Genomic DNA, 26,384 nt, shown 5'->3' on the forward strand with positions numbered 1-26,384 from the left:
ACCGGGCCCGTGCGGAAATCGTGGATCGCCAACCGCTTGTTCCACAAGGGGCGGGCGGCGGGGTTCAGGGGCCTGTGACGGTGACCAGATGGCGTTCACCGGCCAAGCCGGGCACGCTCAGCGGGACCACCTCGCGCACCTGCCAACCGGCCGGCAGCGCTGCGATCTCTTCATGCGGGTAGACGCCCTTCATGGCCAGCAGCACGCCACCGGGGCGCAGCAGGTGGCCACCGACGCGGACGATGCCGGCCAAGGTGTCCATCGCGCGCGCGGTCAGCTGGTCGTAGCTGCCCGGCTCGGCCAGCGCTTCGGCGCGCGATTCGGCCACGCGGGCATTGCCCAGGCCCAGCTGGCGCACGGCCTCGCGCATGAAGCGGGCTTTCTTGCCGTTGCTTTCCACCAGGGTGACCTGCAGACCCGGGCAGGCGATCGCCAGCGGGATGCCCGGCAACCCGGGGCCGGTACCGAGGTCGGCCAGGCTGCCATCGGCCACGAACGGCTGCATCGCCAGTGAATCGAGCAGATGGCGGGTGACCATTTCCTGCGGATCGCGGATGGCGGTGAGGTTGTAGGTGCCGTTCCAGCGGTGCAGCAGCGCCAGGTAGCGCAGCAGCGGCGGGGCCAGCTCGGCGGCCAGGCCCATGCTGGCCAGGCCCTGCTGCAGCGTGTTCGCTACGCCGGCGGGAAGATCGTGTTCGCTCATGCCGGCATTATCGCCGGTTTTCGCCGTTGATTCGCCGATTCACTGCGGATACCAGGCCAATGCGGCGCGGAACTGGCCACTGGCCTGCCATTCGTGCAGGTGCCAGCACGCGGCCTCGCCCAGCTCCGGGTCGCACCAGCGCAGGTGCAGGGCGCCATCGTCGGCCGGGGCCAGCTGCAGGCGGTGCAGGCCGAAGGAAATGCCCTGCCCGTGCGCCTTCAGCAGCGCTTCCTTGGCACACCAGACGCGGAAGAACCAATGTTCGCGGTCGGCCTCGTCCAGGCCTTGCAGCCAAGCCACTTCGTCGGGATGGAAGAAGCGCTGGATGATTTCCAGCATGCGCGGGCGCGGCCGCAGCAGTTCCAGGTCCACGCCCAGCCGCACGCCCTCGCCCAGCGCCACCAGCAGGACCTCGCCGCTGTGGCTCCAGCCGGTGCCGTAGTGGGCGAGCGCGCCACTCAGTTCCGGCCGGCCCTTGTCGTCGCGCACCAGCGGCAGCGCATCCGGCTCGCCCCCCAGTGCCTGTGCCAGCACCTGCCGGGCCTGCGGCTCACCGCGCTGGCCGGGCACGTGCGGGCAGCGCCACACGGTGACCGGGCCAAACCGCCAGGGGCCCTCAAGGGTGGCTGGCAGGCTCATCCGCACGCGGCCATCACGGGATTGCACGGCGGGTTCACAGCACTGCGCGTCAACTGGGCTCGGTTATCCACCGGAGAGTCGATCATGGGAATCATCATCTGGCTGATCGTCGGCGGCATCGTCGGCTGGCTGGCAAGCATCATCATGAAGCGAGATGGCCAGCAGGGCATCATCCTCAACATCGTGGTGGGCATCGTTGGCGCACTGATTTCCGGCTGGCTGTTCGGCGGCGGCATCAATGAAGCGATCACCCTGCGCACGTTCCTGTTCTCGCTGATCGGCGCGGTGATCCTGCTGGCGATCGTCAATCTGTTCACCCGCAAGAGCATACGCTGACGCGGGATACTGCTTGAACACGGGGCCCGGCCATTGCCGGGCCTCGTTGTTTCAGCCCAGCTGCACCCACGCCGGTGCATGGTCGCTGGGACGTTCCCAGGTGCGCGGCTCGCGGTCGATGCCCGAGGCCACCGCACTGCCCTTCAGTGCATCGGAGACCAGGGTCAGGTCGATGCGCAGGCCGAGGTTGCGGCGGAAACCCGCTGCGCGGTAATCCCACCAGCTGAACGTACCTGCCTCGTCGTTGTGCAGGCGGAAGCCATCGTGCAGGCCCAGCTGCAACAGTTTGGCCAGCGCGCCGCGCTCAGCGGTGGAGGTCAGGATGTGGTTCTCGTTCCAGACCTCAGGGTCGTGCACGTCGCGCGCATCGGGGGCGATGTTGAAGTCGCCCATCACGATCAACTTCGGATGCCGCTGCAGTTCTTCGACGATCCAGGCATGCACGGCGTCCAGCCAGCGCAGCTTGTACTCGTACTTGTCGGTGCCGACGTCCTGGCCGTTGACCACGTACAGGTTGATCACCCGCAGGTCGCCGAAAGTGCCGGCGATGACCCGCTTCTGCTCGTCCTCGAAGCCGGGAATGCCGATCTGCACGTCCTGCGCCGGCTCGCGCGACACCAGCGCCACGCCGTTGTAGGTCTTCTGCCCGGCGAACACGCTGCGGTAACCGGCGGCGACCAGCGCCGAATCCGGGAACTTGTGGTCCTCCAGCTTGGTTTCCTGGATGCCGACGATGTCCGGGCCGAACTCCTTGAGCCACTGCTCCAGGTGCGGCAGGCGGACATTGAGCGAATTGACGTTCCACGAGGCGATCTTCATGCGGGCATTCTACCCGGGTGGGCTTTGGTGGATGCCAACCTTGGTTGGCGGTAGGGGGCGCGTGTGTCCCGGTGGATGCCGACCTTGGTCGGCGCTTGGGGTTCACGCGTGCCAACCAAGGTTGGCACCTACCAGAACCCGGTCCCGTCAGTAGAGCCACGCCATGCGTGGCTTCACCGCAGCAGCAACCTCAACAACCCGGCAATCCTCGAATACGGCGGCCGCAGCCGATCACTGGCCGCCCAGCGCGACTGCCACAGCACCGGCAACAGCTTGCTCACCGCATCAAACCCAGCCCGCCCGTGGTACGCACCCATGCCACTGGCGCCAACCCCGCCGAACGGCAAACCATCGGCGGCGAAGTGCAGCAGCGTGTCATTGACCGTCACCCCACCCGCCACCACCTGGCCAAGGATGCGCTCCACCGTCGCCGTGTCGTGGCTGAAGGGATACAGCGCCAACGGCCGGTCGCGGGCCACGATGTCGGCCAGCGCCGCATCCAGGTCCGGATAGGCACGTACCGGCAGGATCGGGCCGAAGATCTCCTCACGCATCAGGTCCAGGTCATCCGGCGGGTCCAGCACTACGGTCGGCACCAGCAGGCGCTCACGATCGGCGCGCGCCTCATCCACCTGTGCCAATGGAATCACCGGCACGCCGCGCTCGCGCGCCTGCGCCAGATAGCCCTGCAGGCGCCCGTACTGGCCTTCATTGATGATCCGCGTGTAGTCACCCGCATCGCTGAAATCACCGTAACGCTCGCGCACCTGCTGCTGCAGCGCCTGCACGAATTCGCGCTGGCGAACGCTGTCGATCAGCACGTAATCCGGCGCGATGCAGGTCTGGCCGGCGTTGAACCACTTGCCGGTAGCCAGCCGCGCTGCGGCTTTATCCAACGGAAAATCGCGGCAGACGATGGCCGGCGACTTGCCGCCCAGCTCCAGCGTCAGTGGCACCAGATGTTCCGCCGCCGCCGCCATCACCTTGCGGCCGACCGCGGTGGAACCGGTAAACACGAGGTGGTCCAGCGGTAGCGAAGACACCGCCGCAGCCACGTCCGCGTCACCCTGCACCACCGACACACGATCGGGCGGGAACACGTTGGCCAGCAGATCGGCCAGGAACGCGCTGGTGCGCGGGGTGTGCTCCGAAGGCTTCACCAGCACATGGTTGCCGGCGGCAATCGCAGTGGCCAACGGCACCAGCGCCAGCGTGACCGGGTAGTTCCACGGCGAGATCACCCCGACCACGCCCAGCGGCGTCGGCCGCAGCTGCGCGCGGGCTGGCCACAGCTTCCAGCCTGCAGACGCATGACGCGGCTTCGACCAGCGTCGCAGGCGGCTGCGCAGGTGATCGATGGCCGAGAGCACGCTCATGCCATCGGCCAGCTTCGATTCAACGTGGGCGCGATGGCCGAAGTCCTCGGCGATGGCCTCGGCCATTTCATCCATGCGCGTCTGCAGCGCCTCACGCAGGCGGCGCAGGTCGGCTTCGCGCTGATCCAGCGAAGGACGCTGGGCCTGCCATGCACTGCGCAGGGTGTGCAGGATGGCGGGGAGGTCGGCGGCTGAGAGGCTCATTCCGCGACTATACGGCGTGCACACGTGAGGCGGCGGTCTCGATGGGGTCAGATCCCTTTCGCGTACGAAGGGGCTCTGACCCCGGGCGACGCCCCCACAAACAGAAAGGCCGTGGTCTGCACCACGGCCTCTCCTTCATCCAATGAACATCATTCTTACTTGGTGATATCCACGTTCTTCGTCTCGCGCAGGAACAGGCCGCCAATCACCACCGACATCAGCGCGATGATGATCGGGTACCACAACCCGTAGTACAGGTTGCCGGTACCGGCCACCAGCGCGAACGAAATCGCCGGCAGGAAGCCACCGAACCAGCCGTTGCCGATGTGGTACGGCAGCGACATCGAGGTGTAACGGATGCGGGTCGGGAACAGTTCGACCAGGTAGGCGGCGATCGGGCCGTAGACCATGGTCACGTACAGCACCAGCAGCCACAGCATCAGGATCGTGCCTGCGTAGTTGATGCGCGAACCATCAGCCTTGGCGGGATAACCGGCGCTGGTCAGCGCGGTCTTCAGCTCGGCACCGAACGCATCGGCCTTGGCCTTGCCTTCTTCCTTGGTCAGGCCGGCGGCCTCATACGAGGTGACGCTGGCACTGCCCACGTTGACCATCGCCAGCGAGCCAGCAGCAGCCGGCTGCACGTCATACGGCACACCGGCCTTGGTCAGCGCGGCGGTAGCCACGTCGCAGGAGCTGGTGAACTTGCGCAGGCCGACCGGATCGAACTGGAACGAGCAGGTGCTCGGATCGGCCACAACCAGGGCCGGCGAGCTGCTGCGGGCTTCTTCGATGGCCGGGTTGGCGAAGTGGGTCAGGCCCTTGAAGATCGGGATGTAGGTGATGGCGGCCAGCAGGCAGCCGGCGAGGATGATCTTCTTGCGGCCGATACGGTCGGACAGCCAGCCGAAGAAGATGAAGAACGGCACGCCCAGTGCAAGCGCGGCGGCGATCAGCAGGTAGGAGGTGGTGGCATCGACCTTCAGCATGCTGCTGAGGAAGAACAACGCGTAGAACTGACCGCCATACCAGACCACTGCCTGGCCTGCGGCAGCACCCAGCAACACCAGCAGCATCAGCTTCAGGTTGCCGCCCTTCAGGCTGTCACGGAACGGCGTCTTGGAACCCTTGCCCTCCGACTTCATCTGCTGGAACAGCGGCGACTCGCTCAGCTGCAGGCGGATCCACACCGACACGCCCAGCAGCACGATCGAGACCAGGAACGGAATGCGCCAGCCCCAGGCTTCGAAGGCTTCGTTGCCGAGGAAATAGCGGCAGGCCAGGATGATCAGCAGCGACATGAACAGACCCAGCGTGGCGGTGCACTGGATGAAGCTGGTGTACAGGCCACGCTTGTCGGCCGGTGCGTGTTCGGCCACGTAGGTGGCAGCACCGCCGTACTCGCCGCCCATCGCCAGGCCCTGGGCCAGGCGCAGGATGATCAGGATCACCGGTGCGGCGAAACCGATCGAGGCGTAGTTGGGCAGCACACCGACCAGGAAGGTCGAGATGCCCATGATCAGGATGGTGACCAGGAAGGTGTACTTGCGGCCGATGCGGTCGCCGAGGCTGCCGAAGAAGGCCGCGCCGAACGGTCGCACGAAGAAGCCGGCCGCGAAGGCCAGCAGGGCGAAGATCATGCCCGTGGTTTCATTGACGCCGCTGAAGAACTGCTTGGCGATGATCGCCGCGAGCGAGCCATACAGGAAGAAGTCGTACCACTCGAAAACGGTGCCCAGGCTGGACGCGAAGATGACCTTCTTGTGTCCCTGGGTAAGTTGGGCTTTCGCCGGTGCAGGTGTTGTGGACATGGGACGCTTCCCCTCCGAAGCAATCGTTGTTGGTGGGTGCCGACCGTTGGTCGGCACTCATTCTTGGTAGGTGCCGACACCGTTGGTCGGCACTCATTTAAAAACTGTATTTCGTAGTGAACTGCAGACGGGTGATGTCGCCCTTGTTGCCGTTCTCGATCTCGCGCTTGCCGTACATCAGCTCGGCGCCGACATCGACCTTGGGCATCGGCGAATAGAAGATGTTGCCGCGGATGCTCTGCACGCTCTTGGTCACCAGCGGGCCGAGGATGCTGTCGTTGTCGTAGTCGCTGCGCGCGTAGATCAGGTTGGTGCGCAGCTTCGGCGAGAAGGCATGGCGCCAACCGACGTAGCCGGCGATCACACCGGTTGGGTTGAGTTCGTCGCGTGCCACGTCATAGGCCGAATCGGCGGTGATGCCCAGGCCGATGTAGCGGGCGATGCCCTCGCCACCGGTGAACTGGTAGTGCAGCGAATCGCTGTCACCCATCACCCACTTGCCGCCCAGGGTCAGGCCACCGGCCACCTTGTCAGCCTTGGCACCGGTGGTCTGGTTGTCGACCTTCAGCTGGCGGACCACGCCACCGACACCGAAGGTGCCCCAGTCACCCTTCCAGCCATAACGCAGGGTCAGGTCCGGCAGGCTGCCGCGATCGGAGTTGGCGCTGGCATTGGTCCAGGCGCCGGTGACCGGATTGCGCGTACCAGTGAGGGTGGTGGTTTCCGGATTCTCCAGCGCGACGCTGAAACCGCCCTTGGTGTAGCGAACCTGGGCCTGGCGCACGAAGATCACACCATCGGTCGGACCGACGAAGTCGACCGCTTCCGGCAGCGACGCCGCATCCATGAAGTTCGACCAGGTCTGGCCGGCCATCCAGTTGTTCCAGTACATGTACGCATGGCGCAGGGTCACGCCATAGGTGTTGGTGGCAGTCTGGTTGCCCAGCGAGTTGCCGAAGAAATCCATCTCGAAGAACGCGCCGGCCTTGTTGCCCGACTCGCTGACGTTGTCGATGCCCAGGTTGAAGCGCGAGAACTTGGCGTGGGCGTTGTAGTCCACGTCCGAGCGCTTGCCGCTGCCGCCGGCGCCTTCCACCGGGGTCTGCCCGGGCAGGTACAACGAGCGGCCGGTGGCATCGTCGGCCAGCTGGCCATCGCTGGTCTGGGTGGCCAGGAAATCGGCCTTGATGAAGCCGCCGATCTTGACCGTGGTACCCGGCGCCGCACCGGGGGTGATGGTGGTGACCTGGATCGGCTGCTTGCCCGCAGGCACCGCCGGCTTCTGTTCGGCCTGCAGCGTGCGGACGTCGGTGACCGCCTGCTGGGTCTGCACGATCTGGGTCTGTTGCTGCTGCTGCGACGACAGCAGCGCCTGCACCTGCCGCTCCAGTTCGGCAACGCGTGCTTCCAGTGCCTTCTCTTTGGCGGTCTCGGCGAACGCCATGCCCGGTGCGACCAGGGCGACCAACAGGCAGGCCGCCAAAGGTTTGCGCACGGCTTTCAACGTACGGTGGCTCATGTTGCCCTCTCTCCCAAGTGGCAAGGTGATGCCGCGCGTGGGGCACGGTCGAGCCGAGACTGCGGGGCGTTTGCACGCACCGGCTATTGGCCATTGGTCGAACCCGGGCCTGCAGGGGCCCGACTTTCGACCAAGGTCTAACCGAAGTGGTGACGCGACCGGGGGTGGATGGGGCAAACTGAGGGGGAACGGCTGCGGCAATGCTGCGGCTGCACACACAAAGTCAACGTGCAAGTGAGGGTGCCATGGCTGATCTCTACCCCGTCGATCCGCAGTTCGCCGCCAAGGCGCGTATCGACAAGAACTCCTATGAACAGCAGTACCAGGCCTCGGTGTCCGATCCGGATGCGTTCTGGGGCAAGGCCGCTGAGCGGCTGGACTGGTCGCGCAAGCCGACGAAGATCAAGAACGTCAGCTACGACCTGTCCGACTTCCACATCAAGTGGTTCGAAGATGGCGAGCTCAACGCCAGCGTGAACTGCCTGGACCGCCAGCTGGAAAAACGCGGCGACAAGACCGCGCTGCTGTTCGAGCCGGACAGCCCGGATGCGCCGGCCCAGCACGTGACCTATCGCGAGCTGTACGAGCGCACCTGCCGTCTCGGCAACGCGCTGCGCAACCTCGGCGTCAAGAAGGGCGACCGGGTCACCATCTACCTGCCGATGATCGTCGACGCTGCCGTGGCCATGCTGGCCTGCGCGCGCATCGGCGCGATCCACTCGGTGGTGTTCGGTGGCTTCGCGCCGAACTCGATCGCCGACCGTGTCAGCGACTGCCAGAGCAAGCTGATCATCACCGCCGACGAAGGTCTGCGCGGTGGCCGCAAGATTCCGCTGAAGGCCAACGTCGATGCGGCGCTGAAGCTGCCCGGCACCAATACCGTGGAAACCGTGCTGGTGGTGCGCCATACCGGCGGCGCGGTGGACATGCAGGCACCGCGCGACCGCTGGTTCCATGACGTGGTCGACAGCCAGCCGGCCAGCTGCGAACCGGAGCCGATGAACGCCGAGGATCCGCTGTTCATCCTCTACACCTCCGGTTCCACCGGCAAGCCGAAGGGCGTACTGCACACCACCGCCGGTTACCTGTTGTACGCGGCCTACACCCATGAAGCGGTGTTCGATCTGCGCGAGGACGACATCTACTGGTGCACCGCCGACGTCGGCTGGGTCACCGGCCACAGCTACATCGTGTACGGCCCGCTGGCCAATGGTGCGACCTCGCTGATGTTCGAGGGCGTACCGAACTATCCGGACACCTCACGCTTCTGGAACGTGATCGACAAGCACAAGGTGTCGATCTTCTACACCGCCCCCACCGCCATCCGCGCGCTGATGCGCGAAGGCGAGGAGCCGGTGAAGAAGACCTCGCGCGCTTCGCTGCGCCTGCTTGGCAGCGTCGGCGAACCGATCAATCCGGAAGCTTGGCGCTGGTACTACGACGTGGTCGGCGACAGCCGTTGCCCGATCGTCGATACCTGGTGGCAGACCGAGACCGGCGGCATCCTGATCTCGCCGCTGGCCGGCGCGATGGATCTGAAACCGGGTTCGGCCACCCTGCCGTTCTTCGGCGTGCAGCCGGCACTGGTCAACGCCGATGGCGAGATCAAGGACGGCCCAACCGAAGGCAACCTGATCATCCGTGATTCCTGGCCGGGCCAGATGCGCACGGTGTATGGCGACCACCAGCGCTTCATCGATACCTATTTCCGCACCTACCCGGGCAGCTACTTCACCGGTGACGGCTGCCGCCGCGACGAAGATGGCTACTACTGGATCACCGGCCGCGTGGACGATGTGATCAACGTATCCGGCCACCGCATCGGCACCGCCGAAGTGGAAAGCGCGCTGGTCTCGCATCCGAAGGTGGCCGAGGCCGCCGTGGTCGGCTTCCCGCACGACGTGAAGGGCCAGGGCATCTATGCCTACGTCACCCTGGTGGCCGAAGAAGCGCCCAGCGACGAGCTGCAGAAGGAACTGGTCGCCTGGGTGCGCAAGGAGATCGGTCCGATCGCCACGCCCGATCACCTGCAGTGGGCGCCGGGCCTGCCGAAGACCCGCTCGGGCAAGATCATGCGCCGTATCCTGCGCAAGATCGCCGAGAACGCGCCGGACCAGCTCGGCGACACCTCGACCCTGGCCGATCCGTCGGTGGTGGCGTCGCTGGTGGACGAACGCAAGGTCCGTTGATGACGTGAGCGCGGGCACAGTACGCGCCACGAACGTGGCCGGGAGGAGGGACCCGGCCATGTTCAACCCGTCCTGTGCCAACCATCACACCGCCCTTTTTCCTGATCGATAAGCTCGACCCATGACCACCCTCCTGATTGCCGATGACCATCCGTTGTTCCGCGAAGCCCTGCGGGGTGCCGTGCAGCGGGTCATTCCGGGCGTTCAACTGTTCGAGGCCGACAGCGTGGAAGCGTTGTATGCGCTGGCCGACCAGCACAACGACGCCGACCTGGTCCTGATGGATCTCAACATGCCCGGCGCACAGGGCTTCAATGCGCTGGTGCACATGCGCTCGCTGCATCCGCAGCTGCCGGTGGTGGTGGTCTCCGCACGCGAAGAAGCCACGGTGATGCGTCGCGCACTCGACCACGGCGCGCTGGGCTTCATTCCGAAGTCCGCTGATTCGGACACCATCGGCCATGCGCTCGGCACCATCCTCGATGGCGAGACCTGGGCGCCGCCGGAAGCACACAATGTGCCGCCGACCGGCAGCGAAGAACGCGAAGTCGGCCAGCGCCTGCGCGAGCTGACCCCGCAGCAGTTCCGCGTGCTGCAGATGCTCGGCGCGGGTCGTTTGAACAAGCAGATCGCCTACGACCTCAACGTCTCCGAAGCAACGATCAAGGCCCACGTCACCGCGATCCTGCGCAAGCTGGGCGTGACCAACCGCACCCAGGCGGTACTGATGGCCGGCAAGCTGGCGATCGACGACGACGCCATCGTGCTTCCGCCGGAAGAAGACTGACGGTAGTGCCGGCCGCTGGCCGGCAATCACGTGAAACGGTTGGAGCTGCCGGCCGCTGGCCGGCACTACCTTGTCCTGCTCTGGTAGGTGCCACGCTTGCTTGGCACGCTCTCGCCGTTGCGCGTGCCGGCCGCTGGCCGGCACCACCGGATTCCGCTTCGGCCTCCGGCGCCACCATTTCCACGTGATATAGCCATCGCTATAAAAACCAGCCCTGCCTGCGCGTTTCGCATGAGATGCGCCACGCGCGGATCGCGATGCTAAGCTTCGCGTCCCCTTGGGGAGTAGCCGGATTCCTTCGCAGGAATCGTCCACGTCAACATACTCGGCCAGTGCGCCGTGGCGTGGGCAACCATGATGGTTGGCGAGACCAGCGGCCCGCGCGCGCAACATCAGGTTGGGCGCGAGCGCAGGCCGTGCGTCCGTCCTTGCCCGACCTCAGCAGCTGCCAATGCCCCCCCTTTCGATCCTACTGATCGGCTTTGCCATGTCCACCGATGCCTTCGCCGCCGCGATCGGCAAAGGTGCAGCCATGCGCAAGCCGGTGTTCCGTGATGCGCTGCGCGCCGGCATCATTTTCGGCGTCATCGAGGCAATCACGCCCATCATCGGTTGGCTGCTTGGCCGGGCCGCTCTGCAGTATGTGGAAGCGTTCGACCACTGGATCGCCTTCGTCCTGCTCGGCGCACTGGGCATCCACATGATCTACAACGGCCTGCGTCCGGATAGCGGCGAGGACGAGGAAGATCCTTCGCAGCACCATGGTTTCTGGAAGCTGGCACTGACCGGCTTCGCCACCAGCATCGACGCGATGGCGGTGGGCATCGGCCTGGCCTTCATGGACGTGCATATCGGGGTGATGGCTGCGGTCATCGGCCTCTGCACGCTGACCATGGTCACCGCCGGCATCATGCTCGGCCGCGCACTCGGCAGCATGGTCGGCAAGCGCGCCGAAATCATCGGTGGCGTGATCCTGGTGATCATCGGTGCGACGATCCTGTATGAACACCTGCACGGCGTGGCGTAAGGCGTAGGTTGCCGGCGATCATGAGGTTGCCGGCCAGCGGTCGGCATTACCCGCGCGTCATCCGCGTGTGGCGTGGATTCAGTCGTTGTTGCGGGTATCCCGCAGCGCACCCAGGAACGCACGCAGCGACGCCGGCTTGATCGGTTTGGTCAACAGGCGATAACCACGCTCGCGTGCCATCCGCTTCAGTTCATCGCGGCCATCTGCGGTAAGCAGCGCACCGGGCAACGGATAGCCCGCCGCCTCGCGTAGCGCCACCAGCGCGTCCAGGCCATCCATGCGATCGTGCAGGTGGTAGTCCACCAGCATCACCTGCGGACGCTCGGCGATCTTCTGCAGCGCCTGGTCCACCGTCGATGCGGTGATCACCTGCACCTGCCAGCGCCCCAGCAGCGCACGCATGCCATCGAGGATCTCCTCGTCGTTGTCCACGCACAGCACGCGCAGGCCCGCCAACGAATCGCTGCGGACCGGCGGTGCTGTCGACGCCAAAGTGACCGCTTCGGTATAGCCCGGCAGTGGCGCCACCCGCGGCAGGATGATCGAGAACATCGAACCACTGCCGACCCGGCTGCGCGCATTCAAGCGATGATCGAGCAGGCGCGAGATGCGCTGGCAGATGGACAGGCCCAGTCCCAGGCCCTGCTCGCCCCAGTCGAATGGCTGCTGGTAGCGGTGGAACTCGTCGAAGATCTGCCGCATGTGATGCTCGGGAATGCCGGGCCCGGTATCCCACACCTGCAGTTCCACTTCGTCGCCGCGCTGGCGCACGGCCAGCACGATGCGCCCCTGCCGTGTGTAGCGCAACGCATTGGCAAGGAAGTTCTGCAGCACCCGACGCAACAGGCGTCGGTCGCTGCGCACCCAGGTGGTCCGCGCGAACAGATCCAGTCGCAGCCCACGTCCGGCCGCAACCGGCGTGTACTGCGCGGCCAGCTCGCGCATCAATGCGCTGACATCGAACTCGCCGATCACCGGATGCAGGCCACCGGCATCCAGCCGCGACACGTCCAGCAGACCATCGAGCAGCTCTTCGGCCGCACGCAGCGAGGCATCCACGCGTTCGGCCAGATGCCGCTGCTCGTCGCTGACATGGTCGCTGTCGCGCAGGGCCGAGGCGAACAACCGTGCCGCATTCAACGGCTGCAGCACGTCATGGCTGATCGCCGCCAGGAAGCGGGTCTTCGATTGTTGTGCGACTTCCGCAACATGCGAGCGCTCGGCCACGCGCTGTTCCAGCGTTTCGTTGGCTTCCAGCAGCGCGCGTTCGGCGTGCTTGTAGTCGGTGATGTCGTTGTAGCTGGTGACGTAGCCGCCGCCGGGCAGTGCCTGGCCGCGCATTTCGATCACCTTGCCATCGCTGCGGGTGCGCTCGAAGACGTGCGGCGAACCGGCGCGCATGTAGCCGATTCGGCGGTTGATCTGCACTTCGATATCGCCCTCGCCCAGCTCGCCACGCTCGGCGTTGTAGCGGATCAGATCGGCCACTGGGCGGCCGACGTAGAGCATGCCGTCGGGGTAACCGAACATGTCCTGGTAACGCCGGTTCCAGGCGGTCAGTCGCATGTCCGGGTCGACCACGCTGACGCCGGCGCTGATGTTTTCCAGGGTGGTCGACAGGATCTCGCGGTTGAAGCGCAGTTCCTGTCCCGCTTCGTCCAGTACCGCCACCACTTCGCCCAGGTCCATGCCCGAGCCACGCAGCAGGCTGGTCAGCAGCAGGCGCGCGGACGCCGCACCGATCGATGCGGCCAGCAGGCGCTCGGTGAACTGCACCCATGGCCGGTCGGCCGGCGCCGAGGACTGCAGCTCTCGACCCAGCGACTGCGCCTGTTCGAAGAACGAGCGCCGCGCATGGCGTTCGCCGACCACGCGCGAAGCCAGTGCCAGCAGGTCGCCCACGTGTACGTGGCCCGGCCAACCACCGGCCACCGAGGGGCGCTGGGCGTAGGGATCGAGGAAGGGCGCAGCGCGCAGGCGCTCGTCCACGCCCGGGCGCCAACGCGCCGATACCAGCATCATCGTTGCCGCATTGACCAGCAGCGACCAGAACGTGCCGTGGGTCAGCGGGTCCCAGCCGGTCATGCCGAACAGCTGCTGCGGGCGCAGCCAATCGATGCCGAACGGACCATGCTGCACCCAGCCAGCATCCATCCAGCCGGCCATCGTCATCGCCGGCAGCAGCAGGGTGTACAGCCAGGTGGCGAAGCCGAGCAGCATGCCAGTCTCGACGCCACGACGGCTGGCCCCGCGCCAGTACAGGCCACCGATCAGGCCCGGCGCGAACTGCGCTACCGCAGCGAACGCCATCAGTCCATACGAGGCCAGGGTGCTGTCGTTGCTGCTGCTGCGGTAGTAGCTGTAGGCCATCAGCGCCAGTAGCAGAATCGCCAGGCGGCGGATCCACAGCACCCGCGAGGCAACATCGGCCGCTTCCTGGTGGTCGCCACTGCGACGCAGCAGCACCGGCATCACCAGATCGTTGCTGACCATCGTCGCCAGCGCAATCGAGGACACGATGACCATGCCGGTGGCAGCAGAGAAACCACCGATATAGGCGATCAATGCCAGCGCGTTGCGGCCCTCGGCCAGCGGCAGGGCCAGCACCATCGAGTCGTCGGCCACGCCGCTTCCGGTGCCGAACAGGCTGACGCCGGCGGTGGCGATCGGCAGCACCATCGCCGAGATCAGCACAAGGTAACCGCCGAACATCCAGCGCGCGCGGCGCACATCGCGCACGTCGCCGCACTCGACCACCGCCACATGGAATTGGCGGGGCAGGCAGATGATGGCGAGGAAGCTGAGCAGCGTCTGCGACAGGAAGCCCACAGGTGGCAGCCCGGTGAACAGCGTATGCACCGACTCCACCACCGCTTCGTTGCGGTCGCCGAGCCAGACATAGGCGAACACGCCCACCGCTACCATCGCCACCAGCTTGATCACCGATTCCAGCGCGATCGCCAGCATCATGCCGTGGTGGTGTTCGGTGGCATCCACCTGGCGGGTGCCGAACAGGGTGGCGAACAGTGCCATCAGCAACGCCACATACAGGGCTGGATCGCTGAAGAATCCGGTCGGCCCGGTGTTGCCGGTCAGTACCTGCAGGCTCATCGCCACCGCTTTGTACTGGAGGGCGAGGTAGGGAATGATGCCGATCAGCGCGATGATCGCCACCAGCGCGGCCAGCCGCCGCGAGCGGCCGAAGCGCGAGGAAATGAAGTCGGCGATGGAGACCACGTTCTGGCTGCGCGCGATCAGCGCCAGGCGCTCGATGATGCGCCAACCGAACAGCAGCAGCAGCAGCGGACCGATGTAGATCGGCAGGTAGCCCACGCCGTTGCGCACGGCGGTACCCACCGCGCCGTAAAAGGTCCACGACGAGCAGTACACCGCCAGCGCTAGGCTGTAGACGACCGGTCGCAGCCACGGCCGGTCCGGGTACATCGGCCGACGGTCGCCCCACCACGCCACACCAAACAGCAGCGCGGCATAGGCAACCGAGACCAGCAGCAGGATCCAGCTGGAGACCAAGCGCGTGTTTCCGTCGAAGGAACCCGCAGTGTAGGCCACGCGTGGCCGGGTGTACGGGCCCATTGGGGGCAACCACCCCCACCAAGGTGGGGGCTTACGCGTTGCGGGCCACGACCGATGGTCGCGGCCGGCTTCTTACTGGGCCGGAACGCCCATTTCCTTCAGCAGTTCAGGTGCCGGGTAGACCTTGGCCAGCAGCCAGCGCAGGTAGCGCATGTCCACGTGCACGGCGCGCTTGTAGCGCGGGTCGAACCACCAGCTGGCACTGACCGACTCCCAGTTGCTGTCGAAGTTCAGGCCGATCAGTTCACCCTTGGCGTTGAGCACGGGCGAGCCGGAGTTGCCGCCGGTGGTGTCCAGGTTGGTCAGGAAGTTGACCGTCTGCGTCTTCAGCGCGGGATCGGCGGTGCTGCCGAAGTCGCCCTTGGCAATCGCGGCCAGCAACGGCTTGGGGGCGTCGAACGGATAGGCGTTGGTGTTCTTCTCGACGACGCCGGCCACGGTGGTCACCGGCGAATAGGTCACGCCATCACGCGGATGCAGCGCCTCGACCTTGCCGTAGCTGATGCGCAGCGTGCGGTTGGCATCCGGGTACACCGCACGGCCCTGCTTGGCACGCCAGGCGAACAGCGCCTGCATGTAGGCCGGGCGCAGGCGCAGCTGTTCACCTTCGCGGGTCTTGCTCTCGTTTTCGATGCGCAGCTGCGCGGCTACCAGCGGGCCGGCCACGGCAATCAGCGGATCGGCCGCCAGCGCCTTGCCTTCGCGGGCAGCGGCGAAGCGGGACAGGCGCTGCGCTTCGTCACCCAGCTGGGTGCCGGCATACAGCGTGTCCAGCGCCTGCGCCAGCTGTGCCGGGGTACGGCCGAACGCCGTGTCGAACTCGGCCACGCGCTGCGCATCCGGCAGCTGCTGGTAGCGCGTCAACAGGGTGGTCAGCAGCGCCTTCTCGACCTCGGGTGCATAGCGGCGCTGTACCTGCTTCAGCACGCCCTCGATCATCGCCTGGTCGCGCTGCTGGTAGCCGGTCTCGCGCTGCGCGTCCGGCTTGGCCGATTCAATGCGCAGGCGTTCCAGCAGCAGCGCCGAGCGCAGCAGCTGGCTCTGGCCGGCCATCTGCTCCAGCAGCAGGTCGCGCTCGCCCACCGCCGCGCCCTGCGACAGGTTGGCCAGCAGCGCCTTGATGTCACCCTGGTACTTGCGGTCGGTGGCGGCCAGCATCGCCTGCTCGTCGGCCGCACGCTGGGCCTTGGCATCGCTGCGCAGCAGCCCTTCCAGCTCACCGGCAGCGCGCTTGCGGTTGTTCTTCAGCGACTGCAGCTGCGAGGCATAACGGGTACGTGCCTGCGCATCCTTGGCACTGGCCGCTTCGATGGTGTCGATCATCTGCTGGAACACCGACACCCGGCGCGGCAGCACGGCATCGATCTGGCCAGCGAACTCGGCGGCGGTGCGATGGCGGTAGGTGATGCCCGGGTAACCGGCCAGCATCGCGTAGTCGCCCTCCTTCGGGCCTTCCACCGACATCTGCAGGTGCGCCGGGGCCTGGTAGGGCACGTTGTCCTTGCTGTAGGCGGCCGGCTTGCCGTCCTTGCCCACGTAGGCACGCAGCAGGGTGAAGTCGCCGGTGTGGCGCGGCCACATGAAGTTGTCGATCTCATCGCCGTAGTTGCCGATCGCGCGCGGCGGCGCATAGACCAGGCGCACGTCGCTCAGCTCAAGCTGGGCGATGCGGTAGAAGTCGGTGCCGTAATACATGTTGGCCACCGAGCAGCGCACGCTGCCGTCCTTCTCGCACTCGGCCACGATCTGCTTGCTGGCTGCATCCACCGCGTCGAAGTACGCGCGGCCGGTCTTGCCCTTGGCCTGTGCCAGCACCTGGTCGGTCACCTTGTCGAAGCCGACGGTGACCAGCACGCGGAAGTCCGGATTGGCCGGACGTTCGTCGGCGCGACCCTTGGCGATGAAGCCATCGTTGATGAAGTTGTGCTCGGGCGAGCTGTTGTACTGGATCACCCCCATCGCCACGTGGTGGTTGGTCAGCAACAGGCCATCGGCCGATACGAACGAGCCGGTGCCACCGCCGGCACGCACGACTGCGCTCAGCGGCGGCGCGGTCACGTTGGCCAGGTCGGCCGGATTGCCCTTGAAGCCGGCCGCCCGCAGCGGCTTGGCCAGCTCCGGCAGCTGGGTCGGCATCCACATGCCTTCATCGGCGTGGGCGCCGGCGGCGAGGGTCAGGCCCAGGGCCAGGGCGGTGGGGAGGGCTTTGCGTGGCGACATGAGGCAATCCGGTACGACAGAACAGCCCGGGACCATAGCTGCTGGGGCCGGATGGGGCAACGGCCGATGGTTGGGGGCCTGACAGGTAGAGCCGAGCCCATGCTCGGCTGCTCTTCCGTCAGTCCGCGCTGCGCGCGGAAGCCGAGCATGGCTCGGCTCTACAGGGATGCCGCGGCGGGTTATTTCTCCCGCCGCCAGTTCAACGAACCGCGGTTTTCCACCGTGCTCGATTCCACTTCAACGTCGAAGCCGCGGCGCAGCAGGTACTTCAGGGTGATCACCGAACCGGCTCCGACCAGCGACACGCCGTAGCCCACGTACAGCTTGGGTGAGATGAACTTGCCGACGCCGATCACCGAGCCGCCCAGCGCGCGCGACTGGCTGACGCCGGCATCGTCCAGGCCCAGCTTGGCACCCAGCTGCGAGGCCAGCAGGCCGCTGCCGGCCGACAGCGCGGCCGATGCGGCGTTCACCTGCTGGGTCTGGTCGCTGCTGGCACCGGTCAGGCTGCGCCCCAGTACCAGGTAACCCAGTGCTTCGGACTGCGACATCGCCGGATCGGACCAGACATCGGCTCGTGGCTGCTGCGCGCGCCCGGTCACGTCGATGCCTGCGGTGACATCACCGATCCGGCGCTCGGCGCGGATGTTGATGCGCGGGTCGGACACCGCGTTGTAGTTCCAGTTGAGGTTGCCGCGGGTGATGGTCAGGTCCTGGCCATAGGCCTTGTAGCGGCCACTGACTTCCAGGCCGCCGTTGGCGGTCATCTCGCGGCCGGGCTTGGCCCAGACCTGCATCTTGCCGGTCAACGCGCCCTTCAGGCCGAAGCCGGTCATCTTGACCTTGTCGCCCAGGCTGACGGTCAGCTCCATGTCCAGCGGCGAAGTGCGCGACTCTTCCGGATCGGCCGGGTCCAGCACCACTACGTCTTCGGACACCGAGGTGCCACGGTCCAGGCGTTCCAGATCGATGTCGGCCTCGGGCACGTGCACCGTTCCGCGCAGCTCCATCGCGGCCTTGGCCAGGGTGAAGTCCAGGTTGGGATTGGCGATGATGCGCAGCTCGCTGGTGTTGGACAGCAGCACATTCTCGCCGTGGATCTTCAGCTGCAGCGGCTGTGCATCGCCGAACCAGGACAGGCCGCCATCGACATACAGCGTGCCCTTGCCCGAATTGGCCTGCGCGGTGATCTTGGCCGACCCATCGGGCTGGGCGACGAAGCTGCCCTTGCCCTGGTCGAAGGTCAGGCCCAGCGCCGGGAACTCGCCCTTGAAGTTGCTCAGCTGCGCATCACCGCCCAGCGACGGCTGGCCGCGCGTGCCACGCAGGCTCACGTGGCCTTCGATCAGGCCGGTCGGGCGCACCACATCCGGCGAGAACAGTTCCAGCCAGTACAGGCGCGACATGTTGAGGTACAGCTCACCGTTGAGCGGCGCACCCGGTTCCCAACCGGTCTGCATCTTCGCATCGACGAAGCCGTTGCCCTGGAAACCCATGCCCAGGTAGCCCTTGATGCTGGCCGGGGTCATGTCCAGCTTCAACGAGAACTGGTCGTAGCGCACCAGCTCGCCACGGTTGGCATCGGCGCCCACGCTGGTATTGCGGTTCTCGCCAAGGCGCACGCCGCCTTCAGGCGAGCGCACTTCCACATGCCCTTCCCACGCGTTGCCACGCGGACGGATCTGCGCGTCCAGGTTGAGTTCGCCACGCAGGTAGATGCGGCGGCCGGACTGTGGCGGCAACCACGGCTGCACCAGCGCCAACGGCAAGGCATCGCCGCGCACCACCAGGCCTTCGCGCGGCCAGTTGGCGTGCGCACACAGGGCGCCCCCGGTCGCAGCGCCCAGGCAGGTTTCGCCCAGCGTGTAGTTGCCGCCGTTGATGGCGAACGCTGCGGGTGCACGCAGTGCCCACGCATCGCCCTTCACCGGTGCGATGCGCAGCGTGGCCAGTTCGCCACGCCATTGCTCGCCCTGCTGGCGCACGCTGCCCTGCAGCTCGATCGCGCCCAGTTCGTTGCGGGTCTGCGCGGCCAGGCGCAGGTTGGAGACACTGCCCTGCGCATCGATGTTCAAGCGCTCCAGCAGCATGCCTGCATTGACCTGATGGCCTTGTATCGCCAGCGTGCCACTGTCGCCACGCCACGGCAGACGGCCCTTGATGCTCAGGCTTTCAGCGCCGTAACCGTCCCAGTTGAGATTGTTGCCGACCAGATCGGCGGTGATGTCCGGCGCATCGCGCGGGCCTTTCACCTGCACCTGGCCGCGCAGGCCACCATCGGCACCGGGCAGCAGATCGCTCAGTTGCAGCGGCTCGAAGCGCGCATCGATGTCCAGGCGGTCGCCGACCTTGCCCGAGGCGGTCACCCGGCTGCTGCCGACGGCCAGTTTCAGTTCACCCTGGCCCTGTTCGCCCTGCAGGGCGAACTTGCCTTGTGCATCCACGTTGCGCTGGCGCAGGGTGCCCTTCAGCGAGGGCAGGTCCACCGTAGCCTCCAGCGTGCCGGCAGTGCCCGGCGGTGCATTGGCCGGCGGCGGCAGCTGACGTCCCTTGGACGCGAGATTGCCGGACAGACGGCCATCCCAACCCGGCGCGAAGTAGCCCGGGTCGAAATCCTTCAGCGTGGCCTTGGCATCCCAGTCCAGCTGCGGTGCCCACGCCACCTTGCCTTCCACCTGTAGCTGGCCACCCGGCGTCTGCGCCTGCAGTTCGCGGATCTCGGCGGCCTGATCGTTGCCACGCACATCGAAGCGCAGCTGCGCCTTCTGCTTTTCGCGTTCGACATCGGCACGGCCGATCGCCGCCCACGCCTTCAACGTACCGGCCAGGCCGAAGCGCGCTTCCTTCAGCGTCACCGGCACCGGCGAACTGCCGGCAGTGTTCGGGTCCGGCGCCGGCACCCAGGTCAGGTCCTGCGCGATCACCGAGAAGTTCAGCTTCTGCTGGTCTTCTTGGCTGAAATCGGCGGTACCTTCCAGGCGCGCTTCGCCGCCCAGGCCCTTGACCACCAGCGGTGAGACCTTCAGCACCTGGTCCTGCAGCGACACCACCGACGGCGCCAGCTCCAGTTCCTGCTCACCCTGCTTCACCCGGCCATGCAGGTTGGCGTTGCCGCCCTTGCCGGATGCCGTGAAATCCAATGCCAGCGGCGCGATGGCCGAGCTGGCCAGCGCGGGCGACAACAGCGCAAGGTCCAGTTCGTCGCTGCGCACGGTCGCATTCCAGGTCGGATCGGTGCGGCCATCGAACACCAGCATCGCGTGCAGCGGCTTTGGTGCGCGACCGGCCAACGCCACTTCCATATGCGCCAGATCACCGCGTGCGACCAGGCCGACCGTGGCCGCGGTCCGCCCGCGCGGTGCCGGCAGCACCGCAGTGACGGTGACGTCGGTGTCGTAGTCCTTGGCCGGGATGTAGCGGCCTTGGGCAGTGAAATTACCCATGTCGCTGTCCACGACCAGCTTGCGCGCCTGGAACTCGCCGTTGGCGATCTCGATGCCACCACGCACGCGGCTGATGTCGATCACCGGCTCGTTGGCCTGGCTGATGCGGAAGCCATCGATGGCGATGACATCGGCCTGGATCGCCAGCGGCATTTCGATCTGCGGCAGCGAATCAGGCCACGACGGCAGCTTGAACGGCTCATCGCTCTTGGCCAGGTTGAGCGTGGCGTTGGTCAGTTCCAGCTTGTCCAGCAGCAGCTTGCGGCCCAGCAGCGGACGCAGGTCCGGTTCCAGGTGTACGCGCTCAGCGTGGAAATGGATGTCGTCGTAGCGGAAGTCGACGTTGTACAGGGTCAGCGGTCCGGCCACCGGGCCATCGACCTTGTCCCAGGTGAAGCTGGCACCCACCGGCAGGCGTGCCACCACCTGCGCCAACAGCACATCGCGACCGGCCACCGTCTGCAGCAGCCAGTACACAGCCAGCAGGGCAACCAGCACCAGGCCGACCACGCCCGCGCCGGACCATGCCCAGAAACGGCGACGGCGGTAGAAGCGAACGCGTCGCGGCGGCGTGTTCGGCGACGGGGTCGGTGCGGGCGTGCTCACAGGTCCGCTCCGATGTTGAGGTACAGCTGGAACTGCGAATCAGGGTTGTTCAGACCGTGCGCGATATCCACCCGCACCGGGCCCACCGGCGACTTCCAGCGCACGCCGAAGCCGACGCCGGTATGCAGGTCGATATCGGTATCGAAGGCGCTGCCGGTATCGACGAACACCGCCGCACCCCACGGGCCGCCATTGAAGTAATGCTCGTACTCGGCCGACCCGACCACCAGGTGCTTGGCACCCAGAGCGTACTTGTCGGGTCTGGGCGTGCGCGGGCCGACCTCACGGTAGGCATAACCGCGGATGCTACGGTCGCCACCGGCGAAGTAGCGCAGGCTGGGCGGCATCGCCACCAGGTCACTGGTCCAGGTGGTGCCGCCTTCGCCGCGCAGGATCAGGCGATTGGTCGGCCCCATCGGGATGTACCAGCGCAGCACCGCATTGGCCTGCACGAAGCTGGTGTCCGAACCGACGCCTTCGACGCCGGCACGCACCGTCGCCGTGCCACTGATGCCGCTGCGCGGGAACAGCTCGTCGTCCACCTTCACGTAATCGGCCACGATCTGCGGGTAGACCAGCGTGGACGTGTTGTAGACCGCATCGGTGAATTCGGTGCCCGAGGCATAGCGCCAGCGCTCGCGCAGCGCGTTGATCGAGGCGATGGCGGTCCAGTTCTCGTTGATCTCGCCGCTGCGGCTGGCGATCAGCTTGAAGTTGCGCAGATCGATGTAGTCGGTCTGCTCATCGTAGGCGCTGGCGGCGAAGGTGTACCAGCCATCAAGCCAGTTGAACGCCGGGATGCGGTAGCTGGTGATCAGGCTCTTGCGCTTCTGCGCATAGTCCAGCTGGGTGTTCATCTTGTGGCCACGGCTGTTCAGGAAACGCCGCTCAAGGCCGCCACGCACACCGGCGCCACTTTCGCTGCCGTAGCTCAGACCGTAGGAATAGATGCTGCGCTTGGCCCGCGTCAGCTTCACATCAACCGGCACTTCGCCGTTTTCATCGGCCTGGTCCGGGCGTGGCTGGATGTCGATCACGCTGAAGTAATCGAGCTTGGTCAGCGACTCGCGCAGGCGGTCCAGCTTGCCTTCGTGGAAATAGCTGCCTTGGTCCCAGTACACCAGCGGGTCGAACAACTTGTCGTCGAAGTAGTTCTGCTCGAAGGTCACCGGGCCCATGTTGTAGCGGCGGCCGCTGTCCCAGGTCAGGTCGATGTCGGCAGCGTTGTCCGCGCGGGTGATCTGCACTTGGCGCTGGGTGTAGTCGGCGTCGAAGTAGCCACGCTCGGCCAGGCGCCGGGTCACGGTGATCTTGCTGGCTTCGTACTGGGTATGCTCGAAACGCTGGCCCTTGCGGGGCTTGAATGCGGTCAGGTCGTCCTGCAGGTACTGGTCGTACATCGCCGGACCGGTGATGTCGATATGCTCGCGGCGCACCAGCACCGGCGGGCCCTTGTCGACATGGATCAGCACGGTGACGTGCTCGTCCTGCCGCGGCGCCTCGACCTTGATCACCGGGTTGTAGTACCCGAACGGCTCCAGCGCCTGGCGGGTCTGCCGCTCGGCCTGCGACAGCAGGTACTCCAGGCGCGACTCGCCCTGCTCCTTGCCGATCGTGTCGAACAACGACAGCGACTCCTGGATGTTCTCGATGATCGCGGCGTCGTCGCCCTTGTCCAATCCCTTGATGTCCACCTTGTCGATGGTGCCGCGCGCATGGGCCACGGAAGTGGCGCAAAGCGAGAGGACCATCAGCGGCAGGGCGTATTTCGTTGGCTGCATGCGGCACAGCATACCGACCGAAGGTGACGATGCGAAATGCATCACGTGTTTCGGGATCGGTTGTTAAGTGGCGGTCAAAATACGCGCGTTTGTGGCGATCATCGCGAGCGCATGCGGAAATGCCGGCATCGCGTCGGTGCCGGCCAGCGGCCGGCACTACCGGTGGGTGCCAAGCTTGCCTGGCACCACGTCTCAGCTGGACAGGTGCTCGATCGCCGCGACCTTGCCCAGGCGCTCGCCCAGCATCGTCAACAGTGCCAGGCGGTTGCCGCGCAGTGCCGGATCCTCGGCATTGACCATCACCGCGTCGAAGAACGCATCGACCTGCGGACGCAGGCGGGCCAGGCGCGCCAGCACGGCCACGTAGTCCTTCTGGTGCAGGCTGGTGCCGGTGTCGTCGACGGCTGCAGTCACGGCTTCCGCCAGCGCGCGCTCGGCATCTTCCTGCAGCAGGGCCGCATCGATCTGGCCCGGAATATCGCCTTCGGCCTTGCGCAGGATGTTGCGGATGCGCTTGTTGGCCGCTGCCAGCGCCTCGGCTTCCGGCAGCGCTGCGAAGATCCCGATCGCGTCCAGACGACGGTCGAAGTCGTACAGCGAGGCCGACTTCAGCTCGGCCACCGCATTGAAGTGGCTGGCCGGCACGCCCTTGTCGCTGTAATAGCCCTTCAGGCGGTCGAGGATGAAGTCGTACAGCTCAGCCACGTCGGCCTGCACGTTGCGCGCGGCCAACCCGGCATTGGCGCTGGCCAGCAGCGCGCGCAGGTCCAGTTCGAAGCCGCTTTCAATGATCGTGCGGGCCAGGCCCAGCGCGTTGCGGCGCAGGGCGAACGGGTCCTTGTTGCCGGTCGGCTTCAGGCCCGCGGCGAAACCGCCGGCCAGGGTATCCACACGCTCGGCGATTGCCAGCACTTTGCCCAGCGGCGACAGCGCGATGTCATCACCACCGAAGCGCGGCTGGTAGGCCTCGTCGATGGCCAGCGCCACCTCCGGCGACTCGCCCCCGGTTACCGCGTAGTGGCGGCCAGCGATGCCCTGCAGTTCCGGGAACTCGTTGACCATGCGCGACTGCAGGTCGTTCTTGGCCAGCTGCGCGGCACGCTTGGCCAGCACCGGGTCAGCCCCCACCTGCGCGGCGATCACCTCGGCCAGCGCCGCCACGCGCGCGACCTTGTCGGCCACGCTGCCCAGCTTGGCCTGGTAGGTCACCGTCTTCAGACCCTCGCCCATCGCCTCCAGGCCCTGCTTCAGGTCTTCGTCGAAGAAGAACTTGGCATCGGCGAAGCGCGGGCGGATCACGCGCTCGTAGCCCTTGGCCACTTCGGCCACGTCCTTGGACTCGATGTTGGCGATGCCGATGAACTTCTCGGTCAGCTTGCCGCCGTCATCCAGCACCGGGAAGAACTTCTGGTTGATCTCCATGGTCTCGATCAGCGCTTCCTGCGGTACCGCCAGGAACGCACGCTCGAAGCTGCACAGCACCGCCGACGGCCACTCGACCAGGTTCACCACCTGCTCCAGGTTGTCCTCGGTGATGCGCGCGCTGCCACCGGCGGTGGCTGCAGCGGCTTCAACTTCAGCAACGATGCGCTGGCGACGCTCGGCCGGATCAACCAGCACGAAGGCGGCGCGCAGCGATTCCACATAGTCCTGCGGCTGGGTCAGCCACACGGTCTTGTCGTGCAGGAAGCGGTGGCCGCGGCTCATGCGGTCGGCCTTCAGGCCGAACAGTTCGGCCTCCACCACGTCGCCGCCGTGCAACAGCACCAGCCAGTGCACCGGGCGGGCGAAGCCCCAGCTGTGGTCGCCCCACCGCATCGGCTTGGGAATGGGCATGCCGGCGATGGCCTCGCGCAGGATCTCCGGCAGCAGCGCAGCGGTACGCGCGCCCGGGGTCACCGCACGGTGCACGAAGCGCTCACCCTTGTTGTCGGTGGTCTTCTCCAGCGCGGTCCAGTCGATCCCGGCCTTGGCCGCGAAACCCTGCAGCGCCTTGGTCGGCTGGCCTTCGGCGTCCAGCGCGATGTTCAGGTACGGGCCCAGCACTTCGCTGTGCTGTTCCGGCTGTTCCAGGCCAACGCCCGGCAGCAGCACGGCCAGGCGGCGCGGGGTTGACAGCGGGCGGGCATCGCCCAGCTCCAGTTCGACGCCGCGCTTGCGCAGGCCATCGACAACACCGTCGAAGAAGGCCTGGGCCAGGCCCGGCAGCGCCTTGACCGGCAACTCTTCGGTGCCCAGTTCAATCAGCAGGGGAGACAGTTGGCTCATCGGATCGATCCTGTGGTGGGGGCGCAGCGCGCGACGCGGCCGGCGCCCCTGGGGAAGTAGGTGAAACGCGTGATGGGAGAACGGGCCGTCAGGCCTTCTTCGCGCCCGGGAAGCCCAGCTTCTCGCGCTGCTCGTAGTAGGCCTTGGCCACCGCCTGCGCCAGCGCCCGCACGCGCAGGATGTAGCGCTGGCGTTCGGTCACGCTGATCGCACGGCGCGCATCCAGCAGGTTGAAGGTGTGGCTGGCCTTCATCACCTGCTCGTAGGCCGGCAGCGGCAGGTTCACTTCCACCAGCTTCTGCGCTTCACGCTCGCAGGCGTCGAAGCGGTGGAACATTTCTTCCACGTCGGCGTATTCGAAGTTGTAGGTGCTCTGCTCCACCTCGTTCTGGTGGTAGACGTCACCGTAGGTCACCGGCTGCCCGTCCGGGCCGTAGGTCCACACCAGGTCGTAGACGTTGTCGCAGTTCTGCAGGTACATGCACAGGCGCTCGAGACCGTAGGTGATCTCGCCCAGCACCGGCCGGCATTCCAGGCCACCGGCCTGCTGGAAGTAGGTGAACTGGGTCACCTCCATGCCGTTGAGCCAGACTTCCCAGCCCAGGCCCCAGGCGCCCAGCGTCGGCGATTCCCAGTTGTCCTCGACAAAGCGCAGGTCGTGCACCAGCGGATCGATGCCCACCGCCTTCAGCGAATCCAGGTACAGCTGCTGGATGTTGTCCGGCGCCGGTTTCATCGCCACCTGGTACTGGTAGTAGCGCTGCAGGCGGTTCGGGTTCTCGCCGTAACGGCCATCGGTCGGGCGCCGCGAGGGCTGCACGTAGGCCGCGTTCCAGGTTTCCGGACCGATCGCACGCAGGAAGGTGGCCGGGTGGAACGTACCGGCGCCCACCTCCAGGTCGAGCGGCTGGATGAGCACGCAGCCCTGCTGGGCCCAGAACTGGTTCAGGGTCTGGATCAGGCCCTGGAAGGTGATCGGAACGGTCGGGGTCGCGGACATGCGGACGAGTCTTGGCCGGCAAAGGGGTGCGCTAGTATAACGGCCGACCTGCGGGGCATTCC

General features: G+C 66.3%; 16 protein-coding genes. 4 read left to right on the forward strand and 12 right to left on the reverse strand.

What is annotated here, in order from left to right; genetic code table 11:
- Positions 1-64: 64 nt before the first annotated feature.
- Both rsmG and ACEF39_RS20715 read right to left on the reverse strand, forming a co-directional pair.
- A complete protein-coding gene (gene rsmG, locus ACEF39_RS20710) occupies positions 65-703 on the reverse strand; it encodes a 16S rRNA (guanine(527)-N(7))-methyltransferase RsmG (protein ID WP_025878787.1) in 639 nt (212 codons plus the stop codon).
- A gap of 39 nt (positions 704-742) precedes the next feature.
- On the reverse strand, positions 743-1,342 hold the full coding sequence (locus ACEF39_RS20715) for a 4'-phosphopantetheinyl transferase family protein (RefSeq protein WP_500286444.1): 600 nt from the start codon (positions 1,340-1,342) through the stop codon (positions 743-745).
- Between the two features lie 84 nt (positions 1,343-1,426).
- Here ACEF39_RS20715 and ACEF39_RS20720 point away from each other — a divergent pair, with 84 nt between their 5' ends.
- Positions 1,427-1,678, forward strand: coding sequence for a GlsB/YeaQ/YmgE family stress response membrane protein (locus ACEF39_RS20720; protein WP_025878785.1), 252 nt, complete (start codon positions 1,427-1,429; stop codon positions 1,676-1,678).
- A 51-nt stretch (positions 1,679-1,729) separates the two neighbouring features.
- Here the strand turns inward: ACEF39_RS20720 and xth are convergent, their stop codons facing one another.
- The 4 genes from xth to ACEF39_RS20740 form a co-directional block, all read right to left on the reverse strand.
- Positions 1,730-2,497, reverse strand: coding sequence for an exodeoxyribonuclease III (gene xth, locus ACEF39_RS20725; protein ID WP_500286445.1), 768 nt, complete (start codon positions 2,495-2,497; stop codon positions 1,730-1,732).
- Positions 2,498-2,670: 173 nt separating this feature from the next.
- On the reverse strand, positions 2,671-4,077 hold the full coding sequence (locus ACEF39_RS20730; protein WP_500286446.1) for a coniferyl aldehyde dehydrogenase: 1,407 nt from the start codon (positions 4,075-4,077) through the stop codon (positions 2,671-2,673).
- Between the two features lie 155 nt (positions 4,078-4,232).
- A complete protein-coding gene (locus ACEF39_RS20735) occupies positions 4,233-5,888 on the reverse strand; it encodes an MFS transporter (protein WP_500286447.1) in 1,656 nt (551 codons plus the stop codon).
- Positions 5,889-5,985: 97 nt separating this feature from the next.
- Entirely contained in the window at positions 5,986-7,407 is a 1,422-nt protein-coding gene (locus ACEF39_RS20740) for a DcaP family trimeric outer membrane transporter (RefSeq protein WP_165378476.1), read from the reverse strand.
- 245 nt (positions 7,408-7,652) lie between these two features.
- Between ACEF39_RS20740 and acs the strand changes: the two genes are divergently transcribed.
- From acs to ACEF39_RS20755, 3 genes are all read left to right on the forward strand, one after another.
- Positions 7,653-9,596 carry an acetate--CoA ligase gene (acs, locus tag ACEF39_RS20745; RefSeq protein ID WP_500286448.1) on the forward strand — a complete coding sequence of 648 codons (1,944 nt, stop codon included), beginning with the start codon at positions 7,653-7,655 and terminating at the stop codon, positions 9,594-9,596.
- 121 nt (positions 9,597-9,717) lie between these two features.
- Positions 9,718-10,383, forward strand: a complete 666-nt coding sequence (locus ACEF39_RS20750; RefSeq protein ID WP_005420420.1) for a response regulator transcription factor — start codon at positions 9,718-9,720, stop codon at positions 10,381-10,383.
- Between the two features lie 451 nt (positions 10,384-10,834).
- Positions 10,835-11,410: a manganese efflux pump MntP gene (locus ACEF39_RS20755; protein WP_500286449.1), complete on the forward strand. Its 576-nt coding sequence runs from the start codon at positions 10,835-10,837 to the stop codon at positions 11,408-11,410.
- Positions 11,411-11,488: 78 nt separating this feature from the next.
- Here ACEF39_RS20755 and ACEF39_RS20760 read toward each other — a convergent pair whose 3' ends face one another.
- The 6 genes from ACEF39_RS20760 to glyQ all read right to left on the reverse strand — a co-directional run bounded on the left by ACEF39_RS20760 (position 11,489) and on the right by glyQ (position 26,322).
- Positions 11,489-14,941: a hybrid sensor histidine kinase/response regulator gene (locus ACEF39_RS20760; RefSeq protein WP_500286450.1), complete on the reverse strand. Its 3,453-nt coding sequence runs from the start codon at positions 14,939-14,941 to the stop codon at positions 11,489-11,491.
- Positions 14,942-15,076: 135 nt separating this feature from the next.
- Complete coding sequence (locus tag ACEF39_RS20765) at positions 15,077-17,224, reverse strand: S46 family peptidase (protein ID WP_500286451.1); 2,148 nt, start codon at positions 17,222-17,224, stop codon at positions 15,077-15,079.
- Positions 17,225-17,403: 179 nt separating this feature from the next.
- Complete coding sequence (locus tag ACEF39_RS20770; protein ID WP_500286452.1) at positions 17,404-21,273, reverse strand: translocation/assembly module TamB domain-containing protein; 3,870 nt, start codon at positions 21,271-21,273, stop codon at positions 17,404-17,406.
- A complete protein-coding gene (locus ACEF39_RS20775) occupies positions 21,270-23,066 on the reverse strand; it encodes an autotransporter assembly complex protein TamA (protein ID WP_500288061.1) in 1,797 nt (598 codons plus the stop codon). Before ACEF39_RS20775 ends, ACEF39_RS20770 begins: the two co-directional genes overlap by 4 nt.
- Before the next feature lie 180 nt (positions 23,067-23,246).
- Positions 23,247-25,322, reverse strand: a complete 2,076-nt coding sequence (glyS, locus tag ACEF39_RS20780; RefSeq protein WP_500286453.1) for a glycine--tRNA ligase subunit beta — start codon at positions 25,320-25,322, stop codon at positions 23,247-23,249.
- An 88-nt stretch (positions 25,323-25,410) separates the two neighbouring features.
- Complete coding sequence (glyQ, locus tag ACEF39_RS20785) at positions 25,411-26,322, reverse strand: glycine--tRNA ligase subunit alpha (RefSeq protein WP_025878768.1); 912 nt, start codon at positions 26,320-26,322, stop codon at positions 25,411-25,413.
- Between the last annotated feature and the right edge of the window lie 62 nt (positions 26,323-26,384).

Origin of the sequence: Stenotrophomonas indicatrix (genome assembly GCA_041545745.1) — a bacterium.
Lineage (GTDB): Bacteria > Pseudomonadota > Gammaproteobacteria > Xanthomonadales > Xanthomonadaceae > Stenotrophomonas > Stenotrophomonas indicatrix_A.

What these genes read in the sequence shown, in the direction of transcription:
- ACEF39_RS20735 (WP_500286447.1), bottom strand. Translation starts at nt 5,888, where the DNA reads ATGTCCACAACACCTGCACCGGCGAAAGCCCAACTTACCCAGGGACAC.
- ACEF39_RS20720 (WP_025878785.1), top strand. Translation starts at nt 1,427, where the DNA reads ATGGGAATCATCATCTGGCTGATCGTCGGCGGCATCGTCGGCTGGCTG.
- ACEF39_RS20715 (WP_500286444.1), bottom strand. Translation starts at nt 1,342, where the DNA reads ATGAGCCTGCCAGCCACCCTTGAGGGCCCCTGGCGGTTTGGCCCGGTC.
- glyQ (WP_025878768.1), bottom strand. Translation starts at nt 26,322, where the DNA reads ATGTCCGCGACCCCGACCGTTCCGATCACCTTCCAGGGCCTGATCCAG.
- ACEF39_RS20730 (WP_500286446.1), bottom strand. Translation starts at nt 4,077, where the DNA reads ATGAGCCTCTCAGCCGCCGACCTCCCCGCCATCCTGCACACCCTGCGC.
- ACEF39_RS20740 (WP_165378476.1), bottom strand. Translation starts at nt 7,407, where the DNA reads ATGAGCCACCGTACGTTGAAAGCCGTGCGCAAACCTTTGGCGGCCTGC.
- ACEF39_RS20775 (WP_500288061.1), bottom strand. Translation starts at nt 23,066, where the DNA reads ATGCTGTGCCGCATGCAGCCAACGAAATACGCCCTGCCGCTGATGGTC.
- ACEF39_RS20755 (WP_500286449.1), top strand. Translation starts at nt 10,835, where the DNA reads ATGCCCCCCCTTTCGATCCTACTGATCGGCTTTGCCATGTCCACCGAT.
- glyS (WP_500286453.1), bottom strand. Translation starts at nt 25,322, where the DNA reads ATGAGCCAACTGTCTCCCCTGCTGATTGAACTGGGCACCGAAGAGTTG.
- xth (WP_500286445.1), bottom strand. Translation starts at nt 2,497, where the DNA reads ATGAAGATCGCCTCGTGGAACGTCAATTCGCTCAATGTCCGCCTGCCG.
- ACEF39_RS20750 (WP_005420420.1), top strand. Translation starts at nt 9,718, where the DNA reads ATGACCACCCTCCTGATTGCCGATGACCATCCGTTGTTCCGCGAAGCC.
- ACEF39_RS20765 (WP_500286451.1), bottom strand. Translation starts at nt 17,224, where the DNA reads ATGTCGCCACGCAAAGCCCTCCCCACCGCCCTGGCCCTGGGCCTGACC.
- acs (WP_500286448.1), top strand. Translation starts at nt 7,653, where the DNA reads ATGGCTGATCTCTACCCCGTCGATCCGCAGTTCGCCGCCAAGGCGCGT.
- rsmG (WP_025878787.1), bottom strand. Translation starts at nt 703, where the DNA reads ATGAGCGAACACGATCTTCCCGCCGGCGTAGCGAACACGCTGCAGCAG.